The organism is Sinorhizobium kostiense, assembly GCF_017874595.1.
GTDB lineage: Bacteria > Pseudomonadota > Alphaproteobacteria > Rhizobiales > Rhizobiaceae > Sinorhizobium > Sinorhizobium kostiense.
In genome coordinates this window covers 1144176-1165722 of the sequence record NZ_JAGILA010000001.1, presented here as the reverse complement: position 1 = coordinate 1165722, position 21547 = coordinate 1144176, and the positions used below count along the sequence as shown (strand labels likewise).

Below are 21547 nucleotides of genomic sequence, written 5' to 3'. Positions count from 1 at the left end.
TAGGAAGGGCTAGTTTCCGCCTAATCCTCGAGCTTTTGCAGATGGCTTTCGAGAATCGGCCGCAGGTGCTTGTGCTGTTGCGGCAGTTTCAACGCCTCGCCTAGATGGGCGACATCCTCGTCCCGGTCGAAGCCCGGCTCGTTGGTGGCGACCTCGAACAGCACGCCGCCGGGTGTGCGGAAATAGATCGCCCAGAAATAGTCGCGGTCGATGACCGGCGTGACGTGATAGCCGGTATCGACCAGTGCCTTGCGCACTTCGAGCTGCTTTTCACGGTTCTCGACAGCGAAGGCGACGTGGTGGACCGATCCAGCACCCTGCTGAGCGCGGTTGACGTTCGGCATCGTCTCGAGGTCGATGAGACCCGCGCCGTTGCTGCCCGGGACGATCAGCCGTGTGACCCCGTCCTTGCGATCGAGCTCTTCGTACCCCATGAACTTGAGCAATTCGGCCGTCGCACCATTATCGCGCAACCGCATGGCGACCGAATGGAAGCCGCGGATCGCATGATCCTCGGATATCCCGCCCCCGGTCCAGGATGCCCGCGGATCATCGCGGACCTCGACGAGCGCGAAACCATCGCCATCCGGACCGGCGAAGTTCAGGCGCTTCTCACCGAAGGCCTCCTCTTGCTTCAGCCCGTCGACCCCTAGCGCCGCCAGTCTATCCGACCAGAAGCCGAGTGATCCTTGCGGCACAGAGAAGACGGTGGTGCCCACTTCGCCGGTGCCGGCGCGGCCGCGCGGCATTTGCGGAAACGGGAAATAGGTCATCACCGTGCCTGGCGTGCCGATCTCGTCGCCGTAATAGAGATGGTAGACGTCGGGCGCGTCGAAATTCACCGTCTTCTTGACGCGGCGAAGACCGAGGGTGTTCGTGAAGAAACTGTTGTTGGTGCGGGCGTCTTCCGCCATCGAGGTGACGTGATGCAGGCCTTTGATCTGGTCGAGCATTTCTCGCTGCCTTTCTGCCCGCTTGATCCGGGCTCGTTGCTGGCGAATAAATGCGCCCTGCGGAGCCGAGAGAAAAGGTCACGGGGCACAAACGCATTGTCAACACTTCGTTGACGGAAATGCCCGGTCGTTCGCCGCGAGTCCCCTTCTCCCCGCATGCGGGGAGAAGGTGGCCGGCAGGCCGGATGAGGGGCAAATCGCAGTCGATAACCGCATGCGCCGTCCACCGGCTCACACGTTGAACGCGGCACCGATCAGCGTTCTCGTATAGGCCTCCTTTGGCGCCTCGAAGATCGCATCTGTGTCTCCCTCTTCGACGATGCGGCCGTTCTTCATCACGATGACATAGTCGGACATCGCCCTCACCACGGAAAGATCATGGCTGATGAAGATGTAGGAAAGCCCGTGCTTGGCCTGTAGATCGCGCAACAGTTCGATCACCTGCTGCTGGACGGAGCGGTCGAGGGCCGAGGTCGGTTCGTCGAGGATCACCACCTTCGGTTTCAGGATCATCGCCCGAGCGATTGCGATGCGCTGGCGCTGGCCGCCCGAGAACTCGTGCGGATAGCGATTGCGCGAAGCGGGATCAAGCCCCACCTCCTTCAGCGCCGCCACCGCGCGGCGGTCCCGGTCCGCGCGGCTGAGCTCGGGCTCATGCACGTAAAGGCCCTCGGTGATGATTTCGCCCACGGTGCGGCGCGGCGACAGCGAACCGTACGGGTCCTGGAAGACGAGCTGCAACTCGCGGCGCAGGGGCCGCATCGCACTTCGGTCGAAGTTGGAGATGTCAGTCGCTCCAAAGCGGTAATGGCCGCTGGCCGGCAGCAGTCTCAGCAACGCGCGGCCAAGCGTCGACTTGCCCGACCCGGACTCGCCGACGATGCCGATCGTCTGCCCGTGGCGCAGGCGCAGATTGACGCCTTCGACGGCCCGGAAGACGGAGGAGCCGCCGCGAAGAAATCCGGGGGACAGGGTGTAGTCGACCGCGACGTCGCGGCCTTCCAGGATGATGGGGGCATCGTCGGCCGGCGGCGACTTGCGGCCGCTCGGTTCGGCAGCGAGCAACATCTTCGTGTAGTCGGTCTTCGGCCGCGCGAAGATTTCCGCCGCCGTCCCGTGCTCCACCACCTCGCCTCGCCGCATCACCGCGACCAGGTCGGCGAAATGCTTGACGATGCCGAGATCATGGGTGATCAGCACGATCGACATGCCGAAGCGCTTCTGCAGCGTTTTCAGGAGGTCGAGAATCTGTGCCTGGATGGTCACGTCGAGAGCCGTTGTCGGCTCGTCTGCGATCAGAATGTCCGGATCGTTGGCGAGCGCCATGGCGATCATGACGCGCTGGCGCTGTCCGCCCGAAAGCTCGTGCGGATAGCTGTCGATGCGGCGCGCCGGCTCGGGAATGCCGACGAGCTCCAGGAGTTCGAACGCGCGCTTCTTCGCCTCCTTCAAGGTGACGCCGCGGTGATGGACGATCGGCTCGGAGATCTGCCTGCCGATCGTGTAGAGCGGATCAAGCGAGGTCATCGGCTCCTGGAAAATCATTGTGATCTTCGAGCCGCGCACGCGGTTAAGCGCCTTCGCAGGCAGGCCGACAAGCTCCTCGCCGCGATAGCGCGCCGAACCGGTCACCCTGCCGTTCTTTGCGAGCAGCCCCATGATGCCCATCATGGTCTGGCTCTTGCCCGAGCCGGATTCGCCGACCACCGCCAGCGTCTCGCCGGCATGGACGTCGAGATCGATGCCTTTCACCGCCTCGACGGTACCGTCTGGCGTCGTAAAGTCCACCTTGAGACCGCGGACGGTAAGAATAGTTTCCTTCCTATCTGCCATGTCAGCGGTCCTTCGGATCGAGCGCATCACGCAGGCCGTCGCCGACGAAGTTCAGAGAGAACAGCGTGACAACGAAGAAAATGGCTGGAAAGATGAGCAGCCATGGCGCCGATTGGATGTTGTTTGCGCCTTCGGAGATCAGTGCGCCCCAACTCGTCAACGGCGCCTGCACCCCGAGGCCGAGGAAGGACAGGAAGCTCTCGAGCAGGATCACCTTCGGCACCACGACCGTGACGAAGACGATGACCGGCCCGATCGTGTTCGGAATGATGTGGCGACGGATGATCTGCCAGTCCGTGAGACCGAGCGCTTGGGCGGCGCCCACGAACTCCCGCCGCTTCAAGGCCAGCGTCTGGCCGCGCACGATGCGCGCCATGTCCAGCCACTCGACCGCGCCGATCACGAGGAAGATCAGGATGAAGCTGCGGCCGAAGAAGACGACAAGCACGACGACAAGGAAGACAAAGGGCAGCGAGTAGAGGATTTCGACGAGACGCATCATGACGTTGTCGACGCGCCCGCCGATATAGCCGGAGGTCGCACCATAGACGACGCCGATCCCCAGTGAGACGAGGCTTGCGAGCAGGCCGACGGCAAGCGAGATCTGCCCGCCGAGCATGACGCGGACCAAGAGGTCGCGGCCGTTTGAATCGGTCCCGAAGGGGAAGTATTCGCGATCCACCAGTCCCTGAACCTTCATCGTCCGGCCGTCGTCTTCCGTAACGACGACCGAAGTGTTTTCGAACTCGTTGGCCCGATCGAAGTAACGCGTCGAGCGAGGGTCGATCGGCTGCTCCGATGTGACGGTGGCGGTGAAGGTTTCGCCCTCGACGGCGAATTCCGTCAGCGTGACGCGGGCGCGCGTTGCAACACCCTCCATCGCCTCCTGCAGCGTCGAGGCATCCGGCCGTGGCTCCAGGCTCGGCCCGATCGTCACATAGGACGGGAAAACCTGGTCGTAGCTGTGCGGTGAGAAGAAGGGACCGACGAAGGAGAAGATTGCAATCAGCAACAGCATGATGCATCCGGCCATCGCCGCGCGGTTGCGGCGGAAGCGGATCAGTGCCAGCTGGAAAAGACTGCGGCCTTTCGTCTCCGGCGATGCCGCCGGCACCTGCAGGATATCAGTCATGGCGAACCCTCGGATCGAGCAGACCGTAGAGGATGTCGACCACAAGATTGAAGACGATAACGAAGATGGCGACGAGGATCACGGTGCCCATCACCAGCGTATAGTCGCGGTTGATCGCCCCAAGAACGAAGTATCGCCCCACGCCGGGAATGGTGAAGATCGTTTCCACCACCGCGGAGCCGGTGAGAAGGGCCGCGGCGCAGGGCGCGAGATAGGAAACGACCGGCAACAGGGCGCCGCGCATCGCGTGGGTGATAACGACGCTGCGCACGGGCAGGCCATAGGCCTTGGCCGTTCGAATATGGTCCGTGTTGAGCGCCTCGATCATCGAGCCACGGGTGAGCCTCGCGAACACCGCAAGCTGCGGCAGGGCGAGCGCGATGATCGGCAGGATCAGGAAGCGGAAGGAACCGTCGCCCCAGCCGCCGGCCGGCAGCCATGACAGCATGATGGCGAAGATGAGCGTCAGCACCGGGCCGACGACGAAGTTCGGGACCGTCACGCCGATCGTCGATACCGACATGACCGCGAAATCGATAAGACTGTTCTGCTTGAGCGCGGCGACGGTACCGGCGATGACGCCGCCGATCACGGCGAGCAGCAGAGCGTAGAAACCGAGCTCCATCGAATAGGGCAGGCCCTTTCCGATCAACTGCGCGACATTGTTGTCGTGATAGATGTAGCTCGGACCGAAGTCTCCGGTCACGGCATTGCCGAGATAGGTCATGTATTGACGCCACAGCGGCTGATCGAGGTGATAGGTCCTCATCAGGTTCTCCATCGTGGCGGGAGGAAGAGGACGCTCGAGATTGAAGGGGCCGCCGGGCGCAAACCGCATTAGAAAGAAGGATATGGTGACGACGATGAACAGTGTCGGCACCGCACTCGCCAGCCGGCGAAGGATGAAGGCAATCATGGACGTGCTCCGGAAGCGACGCGCGGGCCGCCCGCGCGTCGCTTCAGCTCTTTACTCGGCGACGCTCAGGAACCGGCTCAGATGCTGGTTCGGCGAATTGTCCTGCCAGCCCTTTACGCGTTCCGAGACGAGCCAGAGATCGGCCTGGGTCAGAAGCGGCGCGATCGGCTGCTCCTTCATCAGGAGTGCTTCGGCTTCGTGCAGGACCTTCGAGCGTGCCGCCGGATCCTGCTCCTCATAGGACTTCTTCATCAAGGCGTCGTATTCGGCGTTTTCGAAGTGTCCATAATTGAACGTCTTGTTCGTGCTGACGCTCAGCGCCAGGAAGTTCTCGGCGTCCGCATAGTCGGCGACCCAGCCGGCGCGGGCGACGTTGAACTTGCCACCTTCCTGCAGATAGGCGTAGTGCGACGAAACATCGAGATTGACCAGCGAAACCTTGGCGCCGAAGGTGTTCTTCCACATGTCGGCGACGGCCGTTGCAACCCGTTCGTGGTTCGGGTTGGTATTGTAGCGAATTTCGATGTTCAGCGGCTTGCCGCCCTCGCCGTAGCCGGCTTCCTTCATCAGCTCGATTGCCTTGTCCTCACGGTCGAGCTGGGACGTATCTGCGAAATCCGCCTTGGACGGTTCGCCATAGCTCTCGATGCCTGGCGGCACCATGGAGTAAGCCGGAACCTGCGAACCGCTATAGATCTCATTCGCGAGAAAATCGCGGTCGACCGCCATCGAGAGCGCCCGGCGAACGCGCACGTCGCTATAAGGCTCCTGCCGGGTGTCGAAGGCGTAGTAGTAGGTCGCAAGCGTCGGCGAGACATGGACCTGATCGCCATAGGACTTGCGCAGCCGGTCGATCTGGTCGGCGGAGAAATTGTAGACAAGGTCCATCTCCTTCGCCTCGAAGCGGCGGACAGAGGCCGCCTGGTCGTCGATGGGATAGAAGATCACCTTGTCGAGCTTGACGTTGGCGGCGTCCCAATAATGCGTGTTCTTCTCGACCGTCAGACTGTCGTTCGGAACATGCGCGGTCAGGCGGAAGGCACCGTTCGAGACCATGACGCCGGGCTTGACGAAATCAGCGCTATTCTTCTCGACGCTCGCCTTGCTGACGGGAAGCGCGGTCTGGTGTGCAAGCAGTTCGAGGAAGAACGGGGTCGGGCGTTCGAGGGTGATTTCAAGCGTTTTCTCGTCCACCGCCTTCACGCCGAGCTGGTCGACCGGCAGCTCGCCCTTGTTGACCTTTTCCGCGTTCTTGATCGGGAAAAGGATGTTGGCATATTCCGCCGCGGTCTTCGGATCCTCGACACGACGGAACGAGAAGGCGAAATCCTCGGCCGTCACCGGCGAGCCGTCGGACCACTTGGCATCGGCGCGCAGCTTGAAGGTGTAGACGATACCGTCATCCGACAGATCCCAGGTCTCGGCGGCACCGGGGACGATCTTGCCGGCGGCGTCGTAAATGGTCAGGCCCTCATAAAGATCCTTGAGGATGAATTCTTCGATATTGATCGAGGTGTGCGCTTGGTCGAGGGTCTGCGGCTCGCCGGCATTGCCGCGATGCAGGACGGCCTCGGCGAGCGCCGGGCTTACGCCGATAAGTAGCGAGCCGATGAGCGCAGCGGCGCTGAGCTTGAGTTTCAGTGAAGCCATTTTTCTTCTCCTTCCCCTCGTTTTGAATGTGGTTGATCGCAGGAGAGAAGTGCAATTTCGCGCAAAAGGCAAGGCGATTCCTGCATCCTGTCTTACATGATGAGGTCCTGATTATCGCATAGGTTGCGCCTTTCCACGGCGAAATTCTGCCCGCCTTTCGACCAGGTGCCGGTAAGGAATTATGCGCCGAGCACCGCCAACTGCAACGTTTTAGATGCGCGGGAGGTCGAAACGATTGCCGCTGTCGCAGGGCTGCACGAAGGTCACGCAAATTCCATGTCCCGGTGGAGCACTTTACGTAATATGCGGGAAGTTTTGGCTGCTCATTCGCAATCTTGTTGCGGATGGATCTTTCAAGGCCGCCCATCGGGTCTTGGTCGCGAGAAGGCAGCGCCGCGCCCTGCGGGCTAAATGAGCCTCTCACCTGCGCCCGCTTCGCCGGTCCGCCAACACCAACCAGAAAGCGAACATCGCGCATTCGGGCGGAGGCGTTCCCAATCCACAGCAAATTCCGCTGACGCACGTCCATCAATTGAGCTGTCGCCTCCCCGCCCCGGTTGCCAAACGATCGGCATCAATTATTGTGCCCCTTGACTTTGGACGGAACGTCGGTTGGGAACCGAAGTGGGGCTGAAGCCCTCCCTCGAATGGACCGGCGAGCCAGGCCATACACGCTTCTGCGGTCTCGCCCGCACATTTCGTGGCGCCTGGAGTGGGCGCATCAGCACCAGGGAGATTTCGAATGGCATTGATCACGTTGCGGCAACTGCTCGACCATGCAGCGGAAAACAATTACGCGCTGCCTGCCTTCAATGTGAACAATCTCGAATACATACAGGCAGTCATGCGCGCCGCCGACGCGACCGACTCTCCGGTGATCCTCCAGGCAAGCCGCGGGGCGCGCGCCTATGCGGGCGACGCCTTCCTGCGCCACCTGATTTTGGGCGCAGCCGAAGAATACCCCCACATCCCGATCTGTCTTCATCTCGACCATGGCGACCAGCCGTCGACCTGCATTTCGGCGATCACCAATGGCTTCACCTCGGTGATGATGGATGGCTCGCTCGAAAAGGACGGCAAGACGGTGGCGAGCTATGAATACAATGTGGCGGTCACCGCCGAGGTGGTGAAGATCGCCCATGCGGCGGGAGTTTCCGTCGAAGGTGAGCTCGGCTGCCTCGGCAATCTCGAAACGGGTGCCGGCGACAAGGAGGACGGTCACGGCTTCGAAGGCAAGTTGTCCCGCGAGGAATTGCTGACGGATCCCGATCAGGCGCTCGATTTCGTCTCCAAGACCGGCGTCGATGCGCTGGCGGTGGCGATCGGCACGAGCCATGGCGCTTATAAATTCACGCGCGAGCCGGACGGCGACATCCTGTCGATCGAGACGATCGCCAAGATCAACAGGAGGCTGCCGAACACGCACCTCGTCATGCACGGTTCGTCCTCCGTGCCGGCCGATCTCCAGGAACTGTTCAATGCCTATGGCGGCAAGATGAAGAAGACCTGGGGCGTTCCGGTGGCGGAAATCCAGAAGGCCATCCCGCTCGGCGTTCGCAAGGTCAATATCGACACCGACCTTCGCCTCGCCTTCACCGGCGAGATCCGCAAGCATCACCTGGAACACCCGGACAATTTCGATCCGCGCAACTACCTGAAGCCGGCGATCGCGCATATGACGGAGGTCTGCAAGGAGCGGTTCGAAGCATTCCGCACGGCCGGTCAGGCCTCGAAGATCCGCGTGCTGCGGTTGCCCGAAATGGCCAAGCGCTATGCGTTGGCCTAGCGCATCGGCCCGAAAATCGAACCCGATTTTCGAAAGCGTGATGCGTAGAAGAAAAACTTGTAGCTTCTTTGTGCGTCCTAACCGGCGCACGGCGCTATAAGCCGCAATTTCAAGATAGGTGATGCCGCTCCAAAGAGAGCGTGCGCCGGCAGCTATTGCTGACGCTCCTTCGGCGTTTCGTGTTCGTAGAGCTGGTCCATGCTGAGTGAGGACACCGTCGCAAGCGGCGCCTGGCTTTTCACGCGCCCGCTGCCGAGGACGACAATGTCGTCGCAGAAGGAAATCGTGCTGCGATGATGGCTGATGACAATCGTCGTGCGCCGTCCGGCGCGCAGTTTCAAGGTCTCCACGATGGCTGCCTCGGACAAGCCATCGACAGCGTTCGTGGCCTCGTCGAGGATCAGCACGGCGGGGTCGCGCACCAGCGCCCTCGCAAGGGCGATGCGTTGACGCTGCCCGGCCGAGAGGCTTGCCCCCCTGTAACCGACTATCGTGTTATAGCCGTCAGGCATCTGCTCTACGAAGCTGTGCGCCTCCGCAAGCTTCGCTGCCCGCTCGACCTCCGCAAAGCTCGCATGTTGGCCATAGGTGATGTTTTCAAGAATGCTGCCATCGACCAGTTCCAGGTCCTGGCTGGCAAGGGCGATCTGGCGCCGCCATCCCACGGGGTCGATATCGCATAGCGGCACCCCGTCGATCAGAATCCGTCCGCCGTCGGGTTCGACGAACCGGCACAGGAGATTGACCACCGTGGTCTTGCCGGCGCCCGATCGGCCAATGATTGCCGTCGAGCAACCGCTGCGGATCTCGAAGCTCGCCGAACGCAGTACGATCGAGCGTCCGCCGGACGCGGGGTACTGAAAGCTCACCCGGTCAAATTCGATGCGCTGATGGAGCCCCTTGGCCGGCAGGCTGCCGGATGGCGGCTTCGCCTTGTCAGACGAATCCAGCAGCCACCGCACCTCTTCGAGCGCTCCGCTCCATCCCTGAATCTGGCTCCACGACATTTGCAGCGCCCGTACATGCGGCTGCAGCCGGTAGAGGAGGACGACGAAAGCGACGATGACTGGAAAACTCACGCCAAGGGACCAGGCGCTCACGACCGCGGCCAGGAACAGCGCCGCATGGAGCACTTCGGTCAATGGAGGCAGGGCGCCCTGACGGGTCTGCAGGACGAAACCGGCCCGACGCACGGCATCGGACGCACGGTCGAAAGCGGCCTTTTCGCGGTTTTCCTGGCCGAAGACCCGGATCAGCCGTCCGGCATGCACGAGATGCAGCATCCGGGCGGCAAGTTCGCTGTTGTAGGAGGTCACATTGCGACTCGGTTCCTTGAGCGTGGCCGAGATGGCGGCGTGCGCTACCTGGACCAGAATTAGGCCGAGCGTCACGAAAAGCGTCATCTCCCAGGACAAGAGCAACAGGAAGGCGAGCAGGATCACCGCTGCCGACGCGTGCACGATCGCCGCAACCGTGGTCTGAATTGCGTCGGAGGCGCGCCAGGATTCATTGGAAATGATGTTGAGTAGACGGCCGGGATTCTCCTGAAGGAAAAAAGGATAGCCGATCCGGAGTAACTGATCCGAGAGTGCACTGCGAATGGAGTGGCTGGCCTTTCCGTATATAAATGTCGTCAGCACCGCGTTCGCAAAGACGAGCACGTTCTTCAGCATGATCAGGGCCAGTACAGCCGCTGCGATGGCGAGCAGCCTTTCACCGTCCTCAAGTCCTGCGCCGACCTGCTGAAAATAGCCCGAAATCCCGCTCAACCCGGCAGGGTCGCCTCCCCCAGCTATAATTCCCAGCATAGGGATGATGAGACCGATACCGGCGCCTTCAAGCGCCGCACTGGCAAGACCCAGGAGCACGACCAGCGGCAGCAGACGCAACTGTCCGCCCAGCGCATCGCGCAGAACCTGCAAGCCGGGTACCAGCAGTCGCAACATCACGGACCTCGCTCCTGCTTCGGCGCCACCTCACTCATCGGCTGCAGCGCGGTCGGCGCAGCGCGGCCGACGATAAAAAGGCACAAGAACCTTGCAGCGCCGAGGAGGTTCATTGCCACGACAGGCCAATGCGAAAGCTGCAAGGCCGGGTCGAACCTTGCGCCGCCAAAGCTCTCGAGGCAAGCCGATCGCACCGTCCAGAGGAAATGTTTGACGAGCCACGGGGCCTTGACGAGGTGCTTCAGGCAAAGCGCGCCGTTGCCCAAGCTGTAGCTGCGGTGAAGTTTCTCGATGGCAGCACGCGCCCTTCGGCCGTGATGATGGAAGACCGTCATGTCGGGAACGTATTCGACCGGGATCCCGAGCGCGTAGGCCCTCACCAGATACTCGGTGTCCTCTGCGGAGCACAGCGGCGCGCCGACGCCGAAACGCTCGTCGAAACAGCCTACGCGCAGCGCCACCTCCCGGTCCATCGTCATGTTGCAACCGAGTACGAAACCGCCCGGATGGACATCCGGGGTCAGCCGGGCAGCGGCCTTCGACCGTTTGATCGTAAATGGCAGATCGTTGGGATTGCCGAGTTCGACGCGACCGCCGCGGATGACGCCATCGCCGCTCTGATAGTGCCGTTTGAGATCGCCGAGATAGGCGCGGTCGACTACGCAGTCGTCATCAATGAAAACGAAGATCCGTCCCCTCGCCCGCTCCATTCCGGTGTTGCGCGCGACGGCCAGCCCCTGGCGCGGCTCAGGAACCAGCGTCATCGGCACCTTCGAGGCGGCAGCGATACGTCGGAGTTCCGCATGTGTGCCGTCGGTCGAACCGTTGTCGACCACGATGAGTTCGCTTGCGATGGCAGGGTGGGCGAGGCACGTTGTCTCGATCGATCGGATGCAGGCGACAAGCAACTTCACCCGGTCGCGCGTGCAAACAATGAAGCTGGCGAACGGTCGCGCGCCACCTGAGGCCGCGGAAGCGGGGCCTGCTGCTTCGGACTCCTGTTTTTCGGTCACGGGAGTTACGAGCGCCATCTCAAGCTGAGCCAAATCGTGAAAAAACGGTAGTTGCCGGCACCGACTGCAGGTATCGCGCCACCCCATCAAGCTTACGTGTGGCGGCCAGCGAAATGCGGCTGCACCAGGGTGCGCGGGCGCCGGCCAGCAGGCCGTAGCGCTCGCGGCGGCGGATTAGACCCCACTTTCCCGTCCGGACGAGGAATTCGTGCGTCAGATCCGGACGATCTTCATCGGCAATCAGCTGGTAGAGGAAATAGAAGAAGCAGAGCAGCCCGTCCTCATATGCGCGGCCGTCCATAGCAGGGCGATCCGCGATCTCCTTCTCGAGACTGAGAAAGAATTCGGCCAAGCGCCCTATCGTATCCTTGGAGACAGACCGGCCGATCTCGCCCAAGGCGCTCGTGTCAACCACCAGGCCCTTTCGCTCGAGGTTTTCGGCGACGATCTTCAGATGCGTTTGGCGCATCTGATGCAAGTGCTTGCTCGTGACGCTGCCCTCATGGAGCCGATAGGCAATCAGGGCGTCGTCGACCATCATCACTGGGAGGCAGTCAGCGATACGCCGGAACAGGTCGAAATCCTCGGCATGGGGATAGGCCGGATCATAGCGAAGCACTTCATCGGGGATTGCTTTGCGGTTGTAGACCACGGTCGAGTGAATGAAGATCGTGAAGAACATCGACAAGATGGGCAGACTTGCCGTCTTGTAGATCGGATTTGGCTTGCCCCGAAGAATCCGGTTTCCGATCAGGGTGTCCACGCCGGTACCGCACATTGCAAGCTGAGGTTCCTGCTTGAACAGTGCCAATTGGCGTGAGAACCGCGTCGGGTAAGAAATGTCGTCTGCATCCATGCGCGCGACAAGGTCGCCGCTGGCAAGCGCCAGCCCTTGGTTCAGCGTGGCGATAAGGCCGCGGTTTTCCCGCGAGACAACGGAAATTCTGCGATCGGATCGAGCATATCGATCGAGGATCTCGAGCGAACGGTCGGTCGATCCATCATCGATAGCGATGATCTCCAGGTGCTTGTAGTCCTGGCGCAGAATGCTCACGAGTGCCAGGTCGAGGTAGGCCTCCGCGTTATAGACGGGCAGCAGTACGGAGACCAAAGGCGTATACATGGCTTGGTTCATATCGATCAATTATCCGAATACTGCAAGGCTCTTCCGCACTCGACCGGCGCTGTCAGATGGACCGGACGCACGCCTTCCGCCGCTGCTGGTTCCCTGGCGCTGTTGGCTTGCGGCGGTGCATAGGGGAAATGGCGTTTCAGCCTGTTCAGCGGTTTTTCAAATGTGGTCCAGGAGATCGCGGCGAGGATCAAAGTAGCGGTGCCGACCACCATGAGCCGCCCGGCGCCCTGATCCGAGACGTTGACCGGAATGACAGCTTGTGCCTCGACGAAAAGTGCGAGGACGATGGGGTGATAGAGATAGACGCCATAGCTAATGCGCCCGAGCGCCGTCAAAGGCGGGGATTTGGCCAGGCGACCGAAATGACCGCCAACTCCTCGCGAGCACGTTGCGACGAGCAGCGTCAGCGGCACGAGCGGGAACACCTCGACGCCGATCCAGGCGAGCCACTCGAGCACCGGAGTCGTCGGCACGGCTTTTACCCAGACCAGAAGGAGCGAGATGCCCAGCAGCGGCTTCCAACAGCGCTCCATCCAACGCGGCAGCGTGCCGCCGCTTGACCGATGCACCGCCAACAACGCGCCCGCTGCCAAGGCATCCATCGAAGCGAGCGGCAACAGGTCGCGGGCAAGCGTGGGCTTTCCAGTGAGGGGCCAGTAAAAGCGATAGGCGAGCGAGCAGACGATGATGCCGATGCAGATGCTCGCGATCGATCGCCGCGGAGCGAACAGCACGATCAGTGGCCAGACGACGTAGAACTGCTCCTCGATGCTCAGGCTCCAGCTGTGGCCGAGGACCCAAGGTGTCCATGCGTCCTGAAGCGCGTACCAGAAGTTCGACAGGTATAGTGCGTGCCAGGCAAGCACTTTCTCGGAGCTTTCCAACCCGACCAACCAGACGACCGAGAGAACGGCGAAATAGGGCGGAAAGAGACGCAGCGCCCGACGGGAATAGAAGGCTTTCAGCGCCATCGCCCGCTCGAACTGTGGATCGTCGCGGGCCTCCAGCAGCAATCGCGTGATCAGAAATCCGCTCAGCACGAAAAACAGCCTGACGCCCACATGGGCTCCCCAATGGGACCCGTCGGCCGCATACAAATGCGCGTAAAGCACCGCGGAGACAGCAATGGCTCGCAATCCATCCAGCTGCTGGTCGCGCGCAATCCGCATGAACATCCCCTTCGAGTGAGCGTTTGGGGGTCCCCCGTGGCATCGCTCCGTGAACACGCATCACCCTTGCCGCCGGTTCAGTTTTGCCTCTCTGCCGGCGCGGTGGGTTCAAAAGGTGAAAGAATGGCTAAAAAGCAGTGGGGCCAAATGTATGGTCAAATCAGGCTAAACTTTGGCACACCTGACGCAAGGAAATGCCTCGGTGGAAGAGGACGTCGATGTGCTGTTCGCGCAACGAGTACGAACATCGGAGTTGTTCTTGATGGCTCCCCGCCAACGCGCCTTGCTAGTTACGAAATCTTGGCAATCTGCGAGTGGGCTGCACCCGTGTCGAGCACGCTGCATAAATTCGGCGCCTGGAAGCTTGGAGACTAAATCTAAAATGTCGGCGGCGTATTGATCCAGAGCAGCACGGTTTCGCCATCGTGGCGGTTCGACCATGCGTGGCGGCGGCGGCTCGCGAAATAAAGCGAATCGCCAGGACTGAGATCGTAGAACTGAGCGCCGTCCAAAACGAACTCTACGCGCCCTGAGAGCACGTAGACGAACTCCTCTCCCTCGTGCCCATAGGCTCCTTCGCTCGACGCGCCGGGCGCCAACACGAAACGATGGCAATCCATCTGATTATTGCCCTCAGCGAGAAGCTGGACCGTTACCCCCGGCGTCGTGCGCGGCCAGGTGCGCCACTCGCCGGCCCGGATCAGCGCCCGCTCCTTAAGCTCACTCTCGCCGGAGAGGCTCGACACCGTCGCACCAAAATATTCTGCAAGATTGTGCAAAACGGCGATGGAAACGCCTTGCGAGGTCCGCTCCAGCGTCGACAGCACGGAAGCGGCGATGCCGATATCGCCCGCCACCTGTTCCAGCGTCTTGCCCGCGGCATGACGAAGACTGCGCAACTTGCGGCCAACCTGGAGATCGGCACTGCTATCCGGCGCTGCCGCAGGCGCCATATCCTCGCTCGCGTTCGTTTCCGCTTCCAGCGCTTCACGAATTGCGGCCGGGTTCAGGCCGCGTTCGGAGCGGAACCACGAAATGCGCTTCAAGCGGGCAAGATCGGCCTCGGTATATTGCCGGTGGCCGGTCGGGGAGCGCTCCGGCACGACGAGGCCTTGCGTTTCCCAGAGCCTGAGCGTGGAGGCCGAGACACCGGCAAGCCTTGCCGCCTCCGCGACCTTGTAGCGTATCTCTCCAGCCCCGTTCATTCTTTCCGCCCTCGCTTGGCATGGCGGCGATTGGGTTGCGCGCCCTTCCCTGCCCTCGGCAATCTAGCCGCGAGGCACCTCGTATTACAAGCAGCGCCCATCATTCGCGGTGTTGTCTCGATCAGCAAATTTGATTTGCATTCCACCTCGAAAAGTGTACCACTTCCCGATAAAAGTTGCAGAAAAAATGCAATATATCTCCACAGAACAGGATGACGACTATGACCAGCCTGACCGACCGCAAGAACGCAGCGATCTCACGCGGCGTGGGAATGGCCACGCAGATCTATGCCGACCGTACGGAAAATGCCGAAATCTGGGACAAGCACGGCAGGCGCTATATCGACTTCGCGGCCGGCATAGCCGTTGTCAACACGGGTCACCGGCACCCGAAAGTCATAGCTGCCGTCAAGGAACAGCTCGACCGCTTCACTCACACCTGCCATCAGGTGGTGCCTTATGAGAATTACGTTCATCTGGCCGAACGGCTGAACGCACTCGCACCCGGCAAATTCGCGAAGAAGACGATCTTCGTTACCACCGGTGCGGAAGCAGTCGAAAACGCCGTCAAGATCGCCCGTGCCGCGACCGGCCGCCAGGCGATCATCGCCTTCGGCGGCGGCTTTCACGGCCGCACCTTCATGGGCATGGCACTCACCGGCAAGGTCGTGCCTTACAAGGTCGGCTTCGGCTCGATGCCGGCCGACGTCTTCCATGCGCCCTTCCCGATCGAGCTCCACGGCGTCAGCGTCGAGCAGTCGCTCGCCGCCTTGAGAAAACTCTTCGCAGCCGATGTCGATCCGGGCCGTGTCGCCGCCATCATCATCGAGCCGGTCCAGGGCGAAGGCGGCTTCTATCCGGCTCCGACAGCCTTCATGAAGGCACTTCGCGAAATCTGCGACCAGTATGGCATCCTGTTGATTGCCGATGAGGTCCAGACCGGCTTTGCCCGCACCGGCAAGCTCTTCGCGATGGAGCATCACGCCATCGCGCCGGACCTTACGACCATGGCGAAGAGCCTCGCCGGCGGCTTCCCGCTCGCCGCCGTCACCGGCCGCGCCGAGATCATGGATGCGCCGGGGCCTGGCGGCCTCGGCGGAACCTATGGCGGCAGCCCCATCGGCATTGCAGCAGCCCATGCCGTGCTCGACGTGATCGAGGAGGAGCAGCTTTGCGAGCGGGCGAACCAGCTCGGGAGCCGGCTGAAACAGCGGCTCGCCTCGATCCGCGAGAAGGTGCCGGAGATCGTCGACATCCGCGGGCCCGGCTTCATGAATGCGGTCGAGTTCAACGATGTGACGACGAACCAGCCGAGCGCCGATTTCGCCAACAAGGTACGGCTCAACGCTCTCGAAAGGGGGTTGATCCTGCTCACCTGCGGCACGCATGGCAACGTCATCCGCTTCCTGGCGCCGATCACGATTCAGGATGAGGTCTTCGCGGAGGCGCTGGACATTCTCGAGGCTTCGATCGTCGAAGCCCGCAGTTGACCTGACGCCGGGCCGCCGCTATCGCGGTCGTCCGGCAGGCGAAAGCGCCGGCCCACTGCATGTCTCCTTAAATCGAAGCCGACCTAAGGACAAAGACATGCAGCGTTTCAAAGTTCTACAGCGAACTTCCCGCGTCTTATAAGACGCGCGGCGCTGTAGGGCGTGGGCCGGCAGCCCGCCCGCAAGAAGAACAAGAGCGAGCTTGTAGCTGCGGCAAGCATCGCGGGAGGATACGCCATGGCCCTGACACATGCACTCACCAGACACCTCCGCGCAGCAGACCTGTTCGCGGAGCTCGACCACGTGACCTCGCCCTCCGGCGGGCGGACAGGTTCGGCCTTCGACGTTCTAAACCCCTCGACCGGCGAGTTGCTCGCCACTCTGCCCGACATGGGCATCGAGGAGACGCGCGTTGCGATCGCCGCAGCCCACGCGGCGCAAGCGCTCTGGGCGGCAAAGCCCGCCAAGGACCGCAGTGCAATCCTGCGCCGCTGGCACGACCTGATCGTCGAGCACGTGGACGACCTTGCCGCGATCCTGACGGCCGAGATGGGAAAGCCGCTCGGCGAGGCGAAGGGTGAGGTGCTCCATGCCGCCTCCTATGTCGAGTGGTATGCGGAGGAAGCCAAGCGCGTCTATGGAGAAACCTTCCCGGCACCGGCCAATGATCGCCGCATGCTCGTCATCAAACAACCGGTCGGCGTCGTCGGCACCATCACCCCTTGGAATTTCCCGGCATCCATGGTGGCACGCAAGATCTCGCCGGCGCTCGCCGCCGGCTGCACCGTAGTGCTCAAGCCTGCAGAACAGACGCCGCTCGTCGCGGGCGCAATGGTCGCGCTTGCCGCAAGGGCGGGCTTTCCCGCGGGCGTCGTCAATCTCATCTATGCTGCCGAAGGCGCGCCGATCGGCCGCGAGCTCTGCAGCAATCCAATGGTCCGCAAGATCAGTTTCACCGGTTCGACCGAAGTCGGACGGCTCTTGATGCGCCAATGTTCCGACCAGATCAAGAAAGTGAGCCTCGAGCTCGGGGGCAATGCGCCCTTCATCGTTTTCGACGACGCCGATATCGACGAAGCCGTCGACGGCGCAATCCAAGCGAAATTTCGCAATGCCGGCCAGACCTGCGTATCGGCAAATCGCATCTATGTGCAATCGGCGGTGCATGACGCCTTTGCCGAGAAATTCGTGGCCCGGGTGCGTCAGCTGACCGTCGGCGACGGCTTTTCCGCCGGCGTCGCCATCGGACCGATGATCGACGCCCATGCGATCGAAAAGATCGAAGCGCATATCGCCGACGCGCTCGCGAAGGGCGCCGAGCTTCGCTGCGGCGGCAAGCGGATCGGAACGGTCGGCACCTTCTTCGAACCGACCGTTCTTTCCGGCATCTCGCATCATATGCGCGTTGCACAGGAGGAGACCTTCGGGCCGATCGCCCCGATCATCCGCTTCCATGATGCCGACCAGGTCGTGGCGGAGGCGAACGACACCATCTATGGCCTCGCCGCCTATTTCTATGCGGAGAACCTCAAGCGCGTCTGGCATGTGGCCGAGGCGCTCGAATATGGCATGGTCGGTATCAACACCGGGCGCATGTCTTCCGAAGCGGCGCCCTTCGGCGGCATCAAGCAATCCGGAATTGGCCGCGAGGGATCGCGCCACGGCCTCGAAGACTATCTGGAGATGAAGTATCTCTGCATGGGCAACATCTGACAGACGATTACGCGCCCCTTGAAATTCCCGCTGCGGCTTGCCAATTGGGGCCGAAATGACCGGTTGGGGCCAGATCCCCGCCCGCCTCGCCCGTCAAGTTCGAACGCGATTTCAGGAGGTCCGCAGCGCGATGAGTGATGTCGAAATGTCCGTCGAGAAACATGTCTTCGAAGCCGATGTTGCCAAGCTGCTGCACTTGATGGTGCATTCCGTCTACTCCGATAAGAATGTCTTTCTCCGGGAGCTCATTTCGAACGCCGCGGACGCCTGTGAGAAGCTACGCTACGAAGCGATCGTCGCGCCTGAACTCCTCGGTAGCAATCCGGCACCACGCATCACCCTGACGCTCGACGAAGAAAAAACCCGACTGATCGTCGAGGACAATGGCATCGGCATGAGCCGCGACGAGTTGGTTGAGTCCCTCGGCACCATCGCGCGATCCGGAACGCGGGCCTTCATGGAACGCATCGAGGCGGCGCAGGGCAAGGAAGGTGCGCAGCTCATCGGCCAATTCGGCGTCGGCTTTTATTCCGCCTTCATGGTCGCCGACAATGTCGACGTCGTTTCCCGCCGCGCCGGCTCGGACAAGGCATGGCACTGGACCTCGGACGGCAAGGGCAGTTACACGGTTTCCAGCATCGAGCCCGCGGAGGCGCCTGCCCGCGGCACGCGTATCACGCTGCATCTGAAGGACGATGCCAAGACTTATACCTCTCGCTGGACGGTAGAACGGATCGTCAAGGACCAGTCCGGTCACGTCCCCGTCCCCATATCGATCGTCGAAAAGCCGGGCGCAGAGCCGGCCCAGGTGGCCGACGGTACGGCGCTGTGGACGAAACAGAAGAGCGAGATTTCCAAGGACGACTACACCGATTTCTATCGCGGCGTCTCCGGCCACTACGACGAACCGGCGCTGACAGTGCATTTCCGTGCCGAGGGGCGCCACGAATATACGGCGCTCGCTTTCGTGCCGGGCTCCAAGCCCTTCGACCTGTTCGACCCGGACCGCAAGGGCAGGATGAAGCTCTACGTAAAGCGGGTCTTCATCACCGATGAAGCAGAACTGCTGCCGCGCTATTTGCGCTTCGCGCGCGGCCTCGTCGACACGGCCGATCTGCCGCTCAACGTTTCGCGCGAGATGATTCAGGAAAGCCCCTTGCTCGCAAATATTCGCAAGGGACTGACCAATCGGCTGCTGACGGGCATCGAGAAGCTGGCGGAGAGCGATGCGGATGCCTTCACCAAGCTGTGGGAGAACTTCGGCAGCGTCATCAAGGAAGGCATCTACGAGGACTTCGAGCGGCGGAGCCAGCTCCTGGCCCTTTCCCGTTTCCGCACGACAGCAGAGGACAAGCCGCGCGCCTTGAGCGACTATCTCAAGGACATGAAGGAAGGCCAGACGGCGATCTACTATCTCACCGGCGACAGCCTCGCGCAACTTCAGGCTTCGCCGCAACTGGAGGGCTTCCGTGCCCGCGGCATCGAAGTGCTTCTGTTGACGGACCCGGTCGACAGCTTCTGGGTGACCACGGCGCCCGATTTCGAAGGCAAGCCGTTCAAGTCCATCACGCAAGGGGCGGCCGATCTAGCGGGTATCGCCAAGGATGAGAGCGCCGCCGCGGCGGCAAACCCGTCAATGACCGAATTCGTTGCTTTCGCCAAGACGACGCTCGGCGACGTTGTCTCGGATGTCAGAACCTCCGACCGTCTGACGGAAAGCGCCGTCTGCCTCGTGGCACCCGAGCACGGCCCCGACCTCCAGCTGCAGAAGATGCTGCAGGGCGCCGGTCGGGTCGAAGGCAGGGCGAAACCCATTCTTGAGATCAATCCCGCTCACGCGCTGATCGCGGCCCTCGCCGCGGCCCCGGCGGAGGACGAGGGCTTTCTCCACGACGCCGTCAAGCTGCTCTTCGATGAGGCACGCGTACTCGATGGCGACAAGCCCGAAGATCCGCGCGCCTTTGCCGAACGGCTCTCGCGCCTGTTCGCGCGAGCTTTGAAGCGCTAGCGCATCGGCCCCGCAAAACGGAACCGGAAAGTTCGATGCCAAAAGCGACCCCCGCGCGTCCACGCGGCGCTGTAGTCAGGTCTACCGGCCTCAAGCGCCCGGGGGTCGGAATGGTGCAGTTTGGATCGCACTTGCCGGATGTCCAGGAGAGGCCTTAACCCGGCGCGGCCGATGACGTTGCCGGTTTCGTGCCGAGTTGGGCTGCGAATTTCTTCTGAAATTCGCTTGACTGAATGAGGCCCAGGGCCACGTGCTCCCGGGTCACCGAGCCGCCTTGCAGGTTCGTGGCATAGGTGTGGAGCCCGTACGCATCCGCGGGCCGGCCAAGCAGCAGGAGATAAAGAAAATCGACATAGGCACGGTCGGTCAGGCCAAAGGGTGCATATCGCGCCCTGAACTCATCCGAGTGCAACAGATCGAGCATCATTGCCGTGACATTCACCTTGCCGTTTTCCAACGCCTCTACCCACCGCTCCACCGTTTCTGCGTCACCCTTGCGCCCCAACACGAGACAGACGGCAAAATGCGCCTGACGGGTCGGCAGGGGATCGGAGGCACTACTTTCAGCGGGATCGCAACTCCTTCTGGGTTTTGGCAACCGACGTTCGCCACGAATGAGGCGCCTGACGGCCGCATAAGCCGGCTTGGGCTCCCCGACCGTCCAGCCGCCGTCGCTCCTGGCGATCAATCTCACGAGACCCATGTAGGCCTCGAAGTCGGGGGCCCAATAGGTTTCGTCCAGCAGTTCGTAGATGTGAGCAGCCTTCACATTGTATTTGGCCTGCAACTTGTGCAGGCGCTTCATCGTCTGCCTCAATCCATCCGCCTGCTGCTCTTCGCCGCGCTGACTGCCGAAAGGGTGGTTGAACTCGGTGACCCATATAGGACGGCCGTAGCGAGCGAGTTTCCTGAATGCCGGTTCGGGATCGCCGCCATACATATGCCAAACGGAAATATCCCACTTGATCCCGTCCCGCTTCATCCTTTCGAAGGCACCCGTATGCCCCCAGCCGGCGGTGCCCATTGCCTTGCGGATTTTGGGATCTACCTCGATCATCCCATCGGAAAGGCCCTTCAAAACAGCGCTCACCTTGGCCCAGCGCGGGCCGTAGTAATGCAGGGGGCCGTCTCCACCGGCAGGTCCCCACTCGCAGGGATACTGGCTGCCGTCGTCCCGCATTTCGCATGGTTGGATAATGGCGTAGTTTTCCATCTCGTTCCCCAGTTCCCAGACACGGATGTCGTCCTTGAACTGCGAGCCGAGCGCGACGGCGAGCGCATGAGCTTTGTCGTAAAGTTCATCGACGCTCTCGTTGTCGAGGTCCATACCGCCAGGGGTGATCACCGGAAGGATTTCTATCCCGCGTACCTTGGCAGCCCGTACAATAGGCGCCAGTTGGGACGCCTGTTCCGCCCTGGAAATGTTTACGCGATAGGATTTCATCCCGAGGTCCACCAGAAAATCGAGTTGCCTCTCCATACTGACCCCGGGATAGGCAGAGATTGGATGGCCATTGACGCCCCAGAGTAGTTCCGCGGAAACCAGTATCGTCGTGGCCAACAGACACAAAGTTCCGATTGCCAGCCGAGTGAACATA

Annotated in this window: 15 protein-coding genes; 4 read left to right on the top strand and 11 right to left on the bottom strand. The window is 61.7% G+C overall.

Annotation, left to right across the window (positions count from 1 at the left end):
* Positions 1-20 precede the first annotated feature (20 nt).
* From J2Z31_RS05185 to J2Z31_RS05165, 5 genes are all read right to left on the bottom strand, one after another.
* Complete coding sequence (locus J2Z31_RS05185) at positions 21-953, bottom strand: VOC family protein (RefSeq protein WP_209600789.1); 933 nt, start codon at positions 951-953, stop codon at positions 21-23.
* A gap of 231 nt (positions 954-1184) precedes the next feature.
* On the bottom strand, positions 1185-2813 hold the full coding sequence (locus tag J2Z31_RS05180; RefSeq protein WP_408022018.1) for an ABC transporter ATP-binding protein: 1629 nt from the start codon (positions 2811-2813) through the stop codon (positions 1185-1187).
* Positions 2788-3918: an ABC transporter permease gene (locus J2Z31_RS05175; RefSeq protein WP_209600787.1), complete on the bottom strand. Its 1131-nt coding sequence runs from the start codon at positions 3916-3918 to the stop codon at positions 2788-2790. Before J2Z31_RS05175 ends, J2Z31_RS05180 begins: the two co-directional genes overlap by 26 nt.
* Positions 3911-4834 carry an oligopeptide ABC transporter permease OppB gene (oppB, locus tag J2Z31_RS05170; RefSeq protein ID WP_209600786.1) on the bottom strand — a complete coding sequence of 308 codons (924 nt, stop codon included), beginning with the start codon at positions 4832-4834 and terminating at the stop codon, positions 3911-3913. The genes J2Z31_RS05175 and oppB overlap by 8 nt, the downstream gene beginning before the upstream one ends.
* Positions 4835-4885: 51 nt before the next feature.
* Positions 4886-6484 carry a peptide ABC transporter substrate-binding protein gene (locus J2Z31_RS05165; protein WP_209600785.1) on the bottom strand — a complete coding sequence of 533 codons (1599 nt, stop codon included), beginning with the start codon at positions 6482-6484 and terminating at the stop codon, positions 4886-4888.
* Between the two features lie 742 nt (positions 6485-7226).
* On the opposite strand from J2Z31_RS05165, the gene fba reads away from it, so the two are divergent.
* Positions 7227-8270, top strand: coding sequence for a class II fructose-bisphosphate aldolase (gene fba / locus J2Z31_RS05160; protein ID WP_209600784.1), 1044 nt, complete (start codon positions 7227-7229; stop codon positions 8268-8270).
* A gap of 152 nt (positions 8271-8422) precedes the next feature.
* Here the strand turns inward: fba and J2Z31_RS05155 are convergent, their stop codons facing one another.
* The 5 genes from J2Z31_RS05155 to J2Z31_RS05135 all read right to left on the bottom strand — a co-directional run bounded on the left by J2Z31_RS05155 (position 8423) and on the right by J2Z31_RS05135 (position 14738).
* Entirely contained in the window at positions 8423-10216 is a 1794-nt protein-coding gene (locus J2Z31_RS05155; RefSeq protein WP_209600783.1) for an ABC transporter ATP-binding protein, read from the bottom strand.
* A complete protein-coding gene (locus tag J2Z31_RS05150) occupies positions 10216-11247 on the bottom strand; it encodes a glycosyltransferase family 2 protein (RefSeq protein ID WP_209600782.1) in 1032 nt (343 codons plus the stop codon). The genes J2Z31_RS05155 and J2Z31_RS05150 overlap by 1 nt, the downstream gene beginning before the upstream one ends.
* A 1-nt stretch (position 11248) precedes the next feature.
* A complete protein-coding gene (locus J2Z31_RS05145) occupies positions 11249-12352 on the bottom strand; it encodes a glycosyltransferase family 2 protein (protein WP_209601074.1) in 1104 nt (367 codons plus the stop codon).
* 17 nt (positions 12353-12369) lie between these two features.
* Entirely contained in the window at positions 12370-13533 is a 1164-nt protein-coding gene (locus J2Z31_RS05140) for an acyltransferase family protein (RefSeq protein ID WP_209600781.1), read from the bottom strand.
* A 377-nt stretch (positions 13534-13910) separates the two neighbouring features.
* Positions 13911-14738, bottom strand: a complete 828-nt coding sequence (locus tag J2Z31_RS05135; RefSeq protein WP_209600780.1) for a MerR family transcriptional regulator — start codon at positions 14736-14738, stop codon at positions 13911-13913.
* A gap of 221 nt (positions 14739-14959) precedes the next feature.
* Here J2Z31_RS05135 and J2Z31_RS05130 point away from each other — a divergent pair, with 221 nt between their 5' ends.
* From J2Z31_RS05130 to htpG, 3 genes are all read left to right on the top strand, one after another.
* Positions 14960-16228, top strand: a complete 1269-nt coding sequence (locus J2Z31_RS05130; protein ID WP_209600779.1) for a 4-aminobutyrate--2-oxoglutarate transaminase — start codon at positions 14960-14962, stop codon at positions 16226-16228.
* Positions 16229-16465: 237 nt separating this feature from the next.
* Entirely contained in the window at positions 16466-17941 is a 1476-nt protein-coding gene (locus tag J2Z31_RS05125; protein ID WP_209600778.1) for an NAD-dependent succinate-semialdehyde dehydrogenase, read from the top strand.
* Positions 17942-18071: 130 nt separating this feature from the next.
* The gene (htpG, locus tag J2Z31_RS05120) at positions 18072-19949 is read left to right on the top strand and encodes a molecular chaperone HtpG (RefSeq protein WP_209600777.1); all 1878 of its coding nucleotides are present in this window, start codon (positions 18072-18074) and stop codon (positions 19947-19949) included.
* Between the two features lie 154 nt (positions 19950-20103).
* On the opposite strand, the gene J2Z31_RS05115 is transcribed toward htpG, so the two are convergent.
* A complete protein-coding gene (locus tag J2Z31_RS05115; protein ID WP_209600776.1) occupies positions 20104-21546 on the bottom strand; it encodes a DUF4214 domain-containing protein in 1443 nt (480 codons plus the stop codon).
* Between the last annotated feature and the right edge of the window lies 1 nt (position 21547).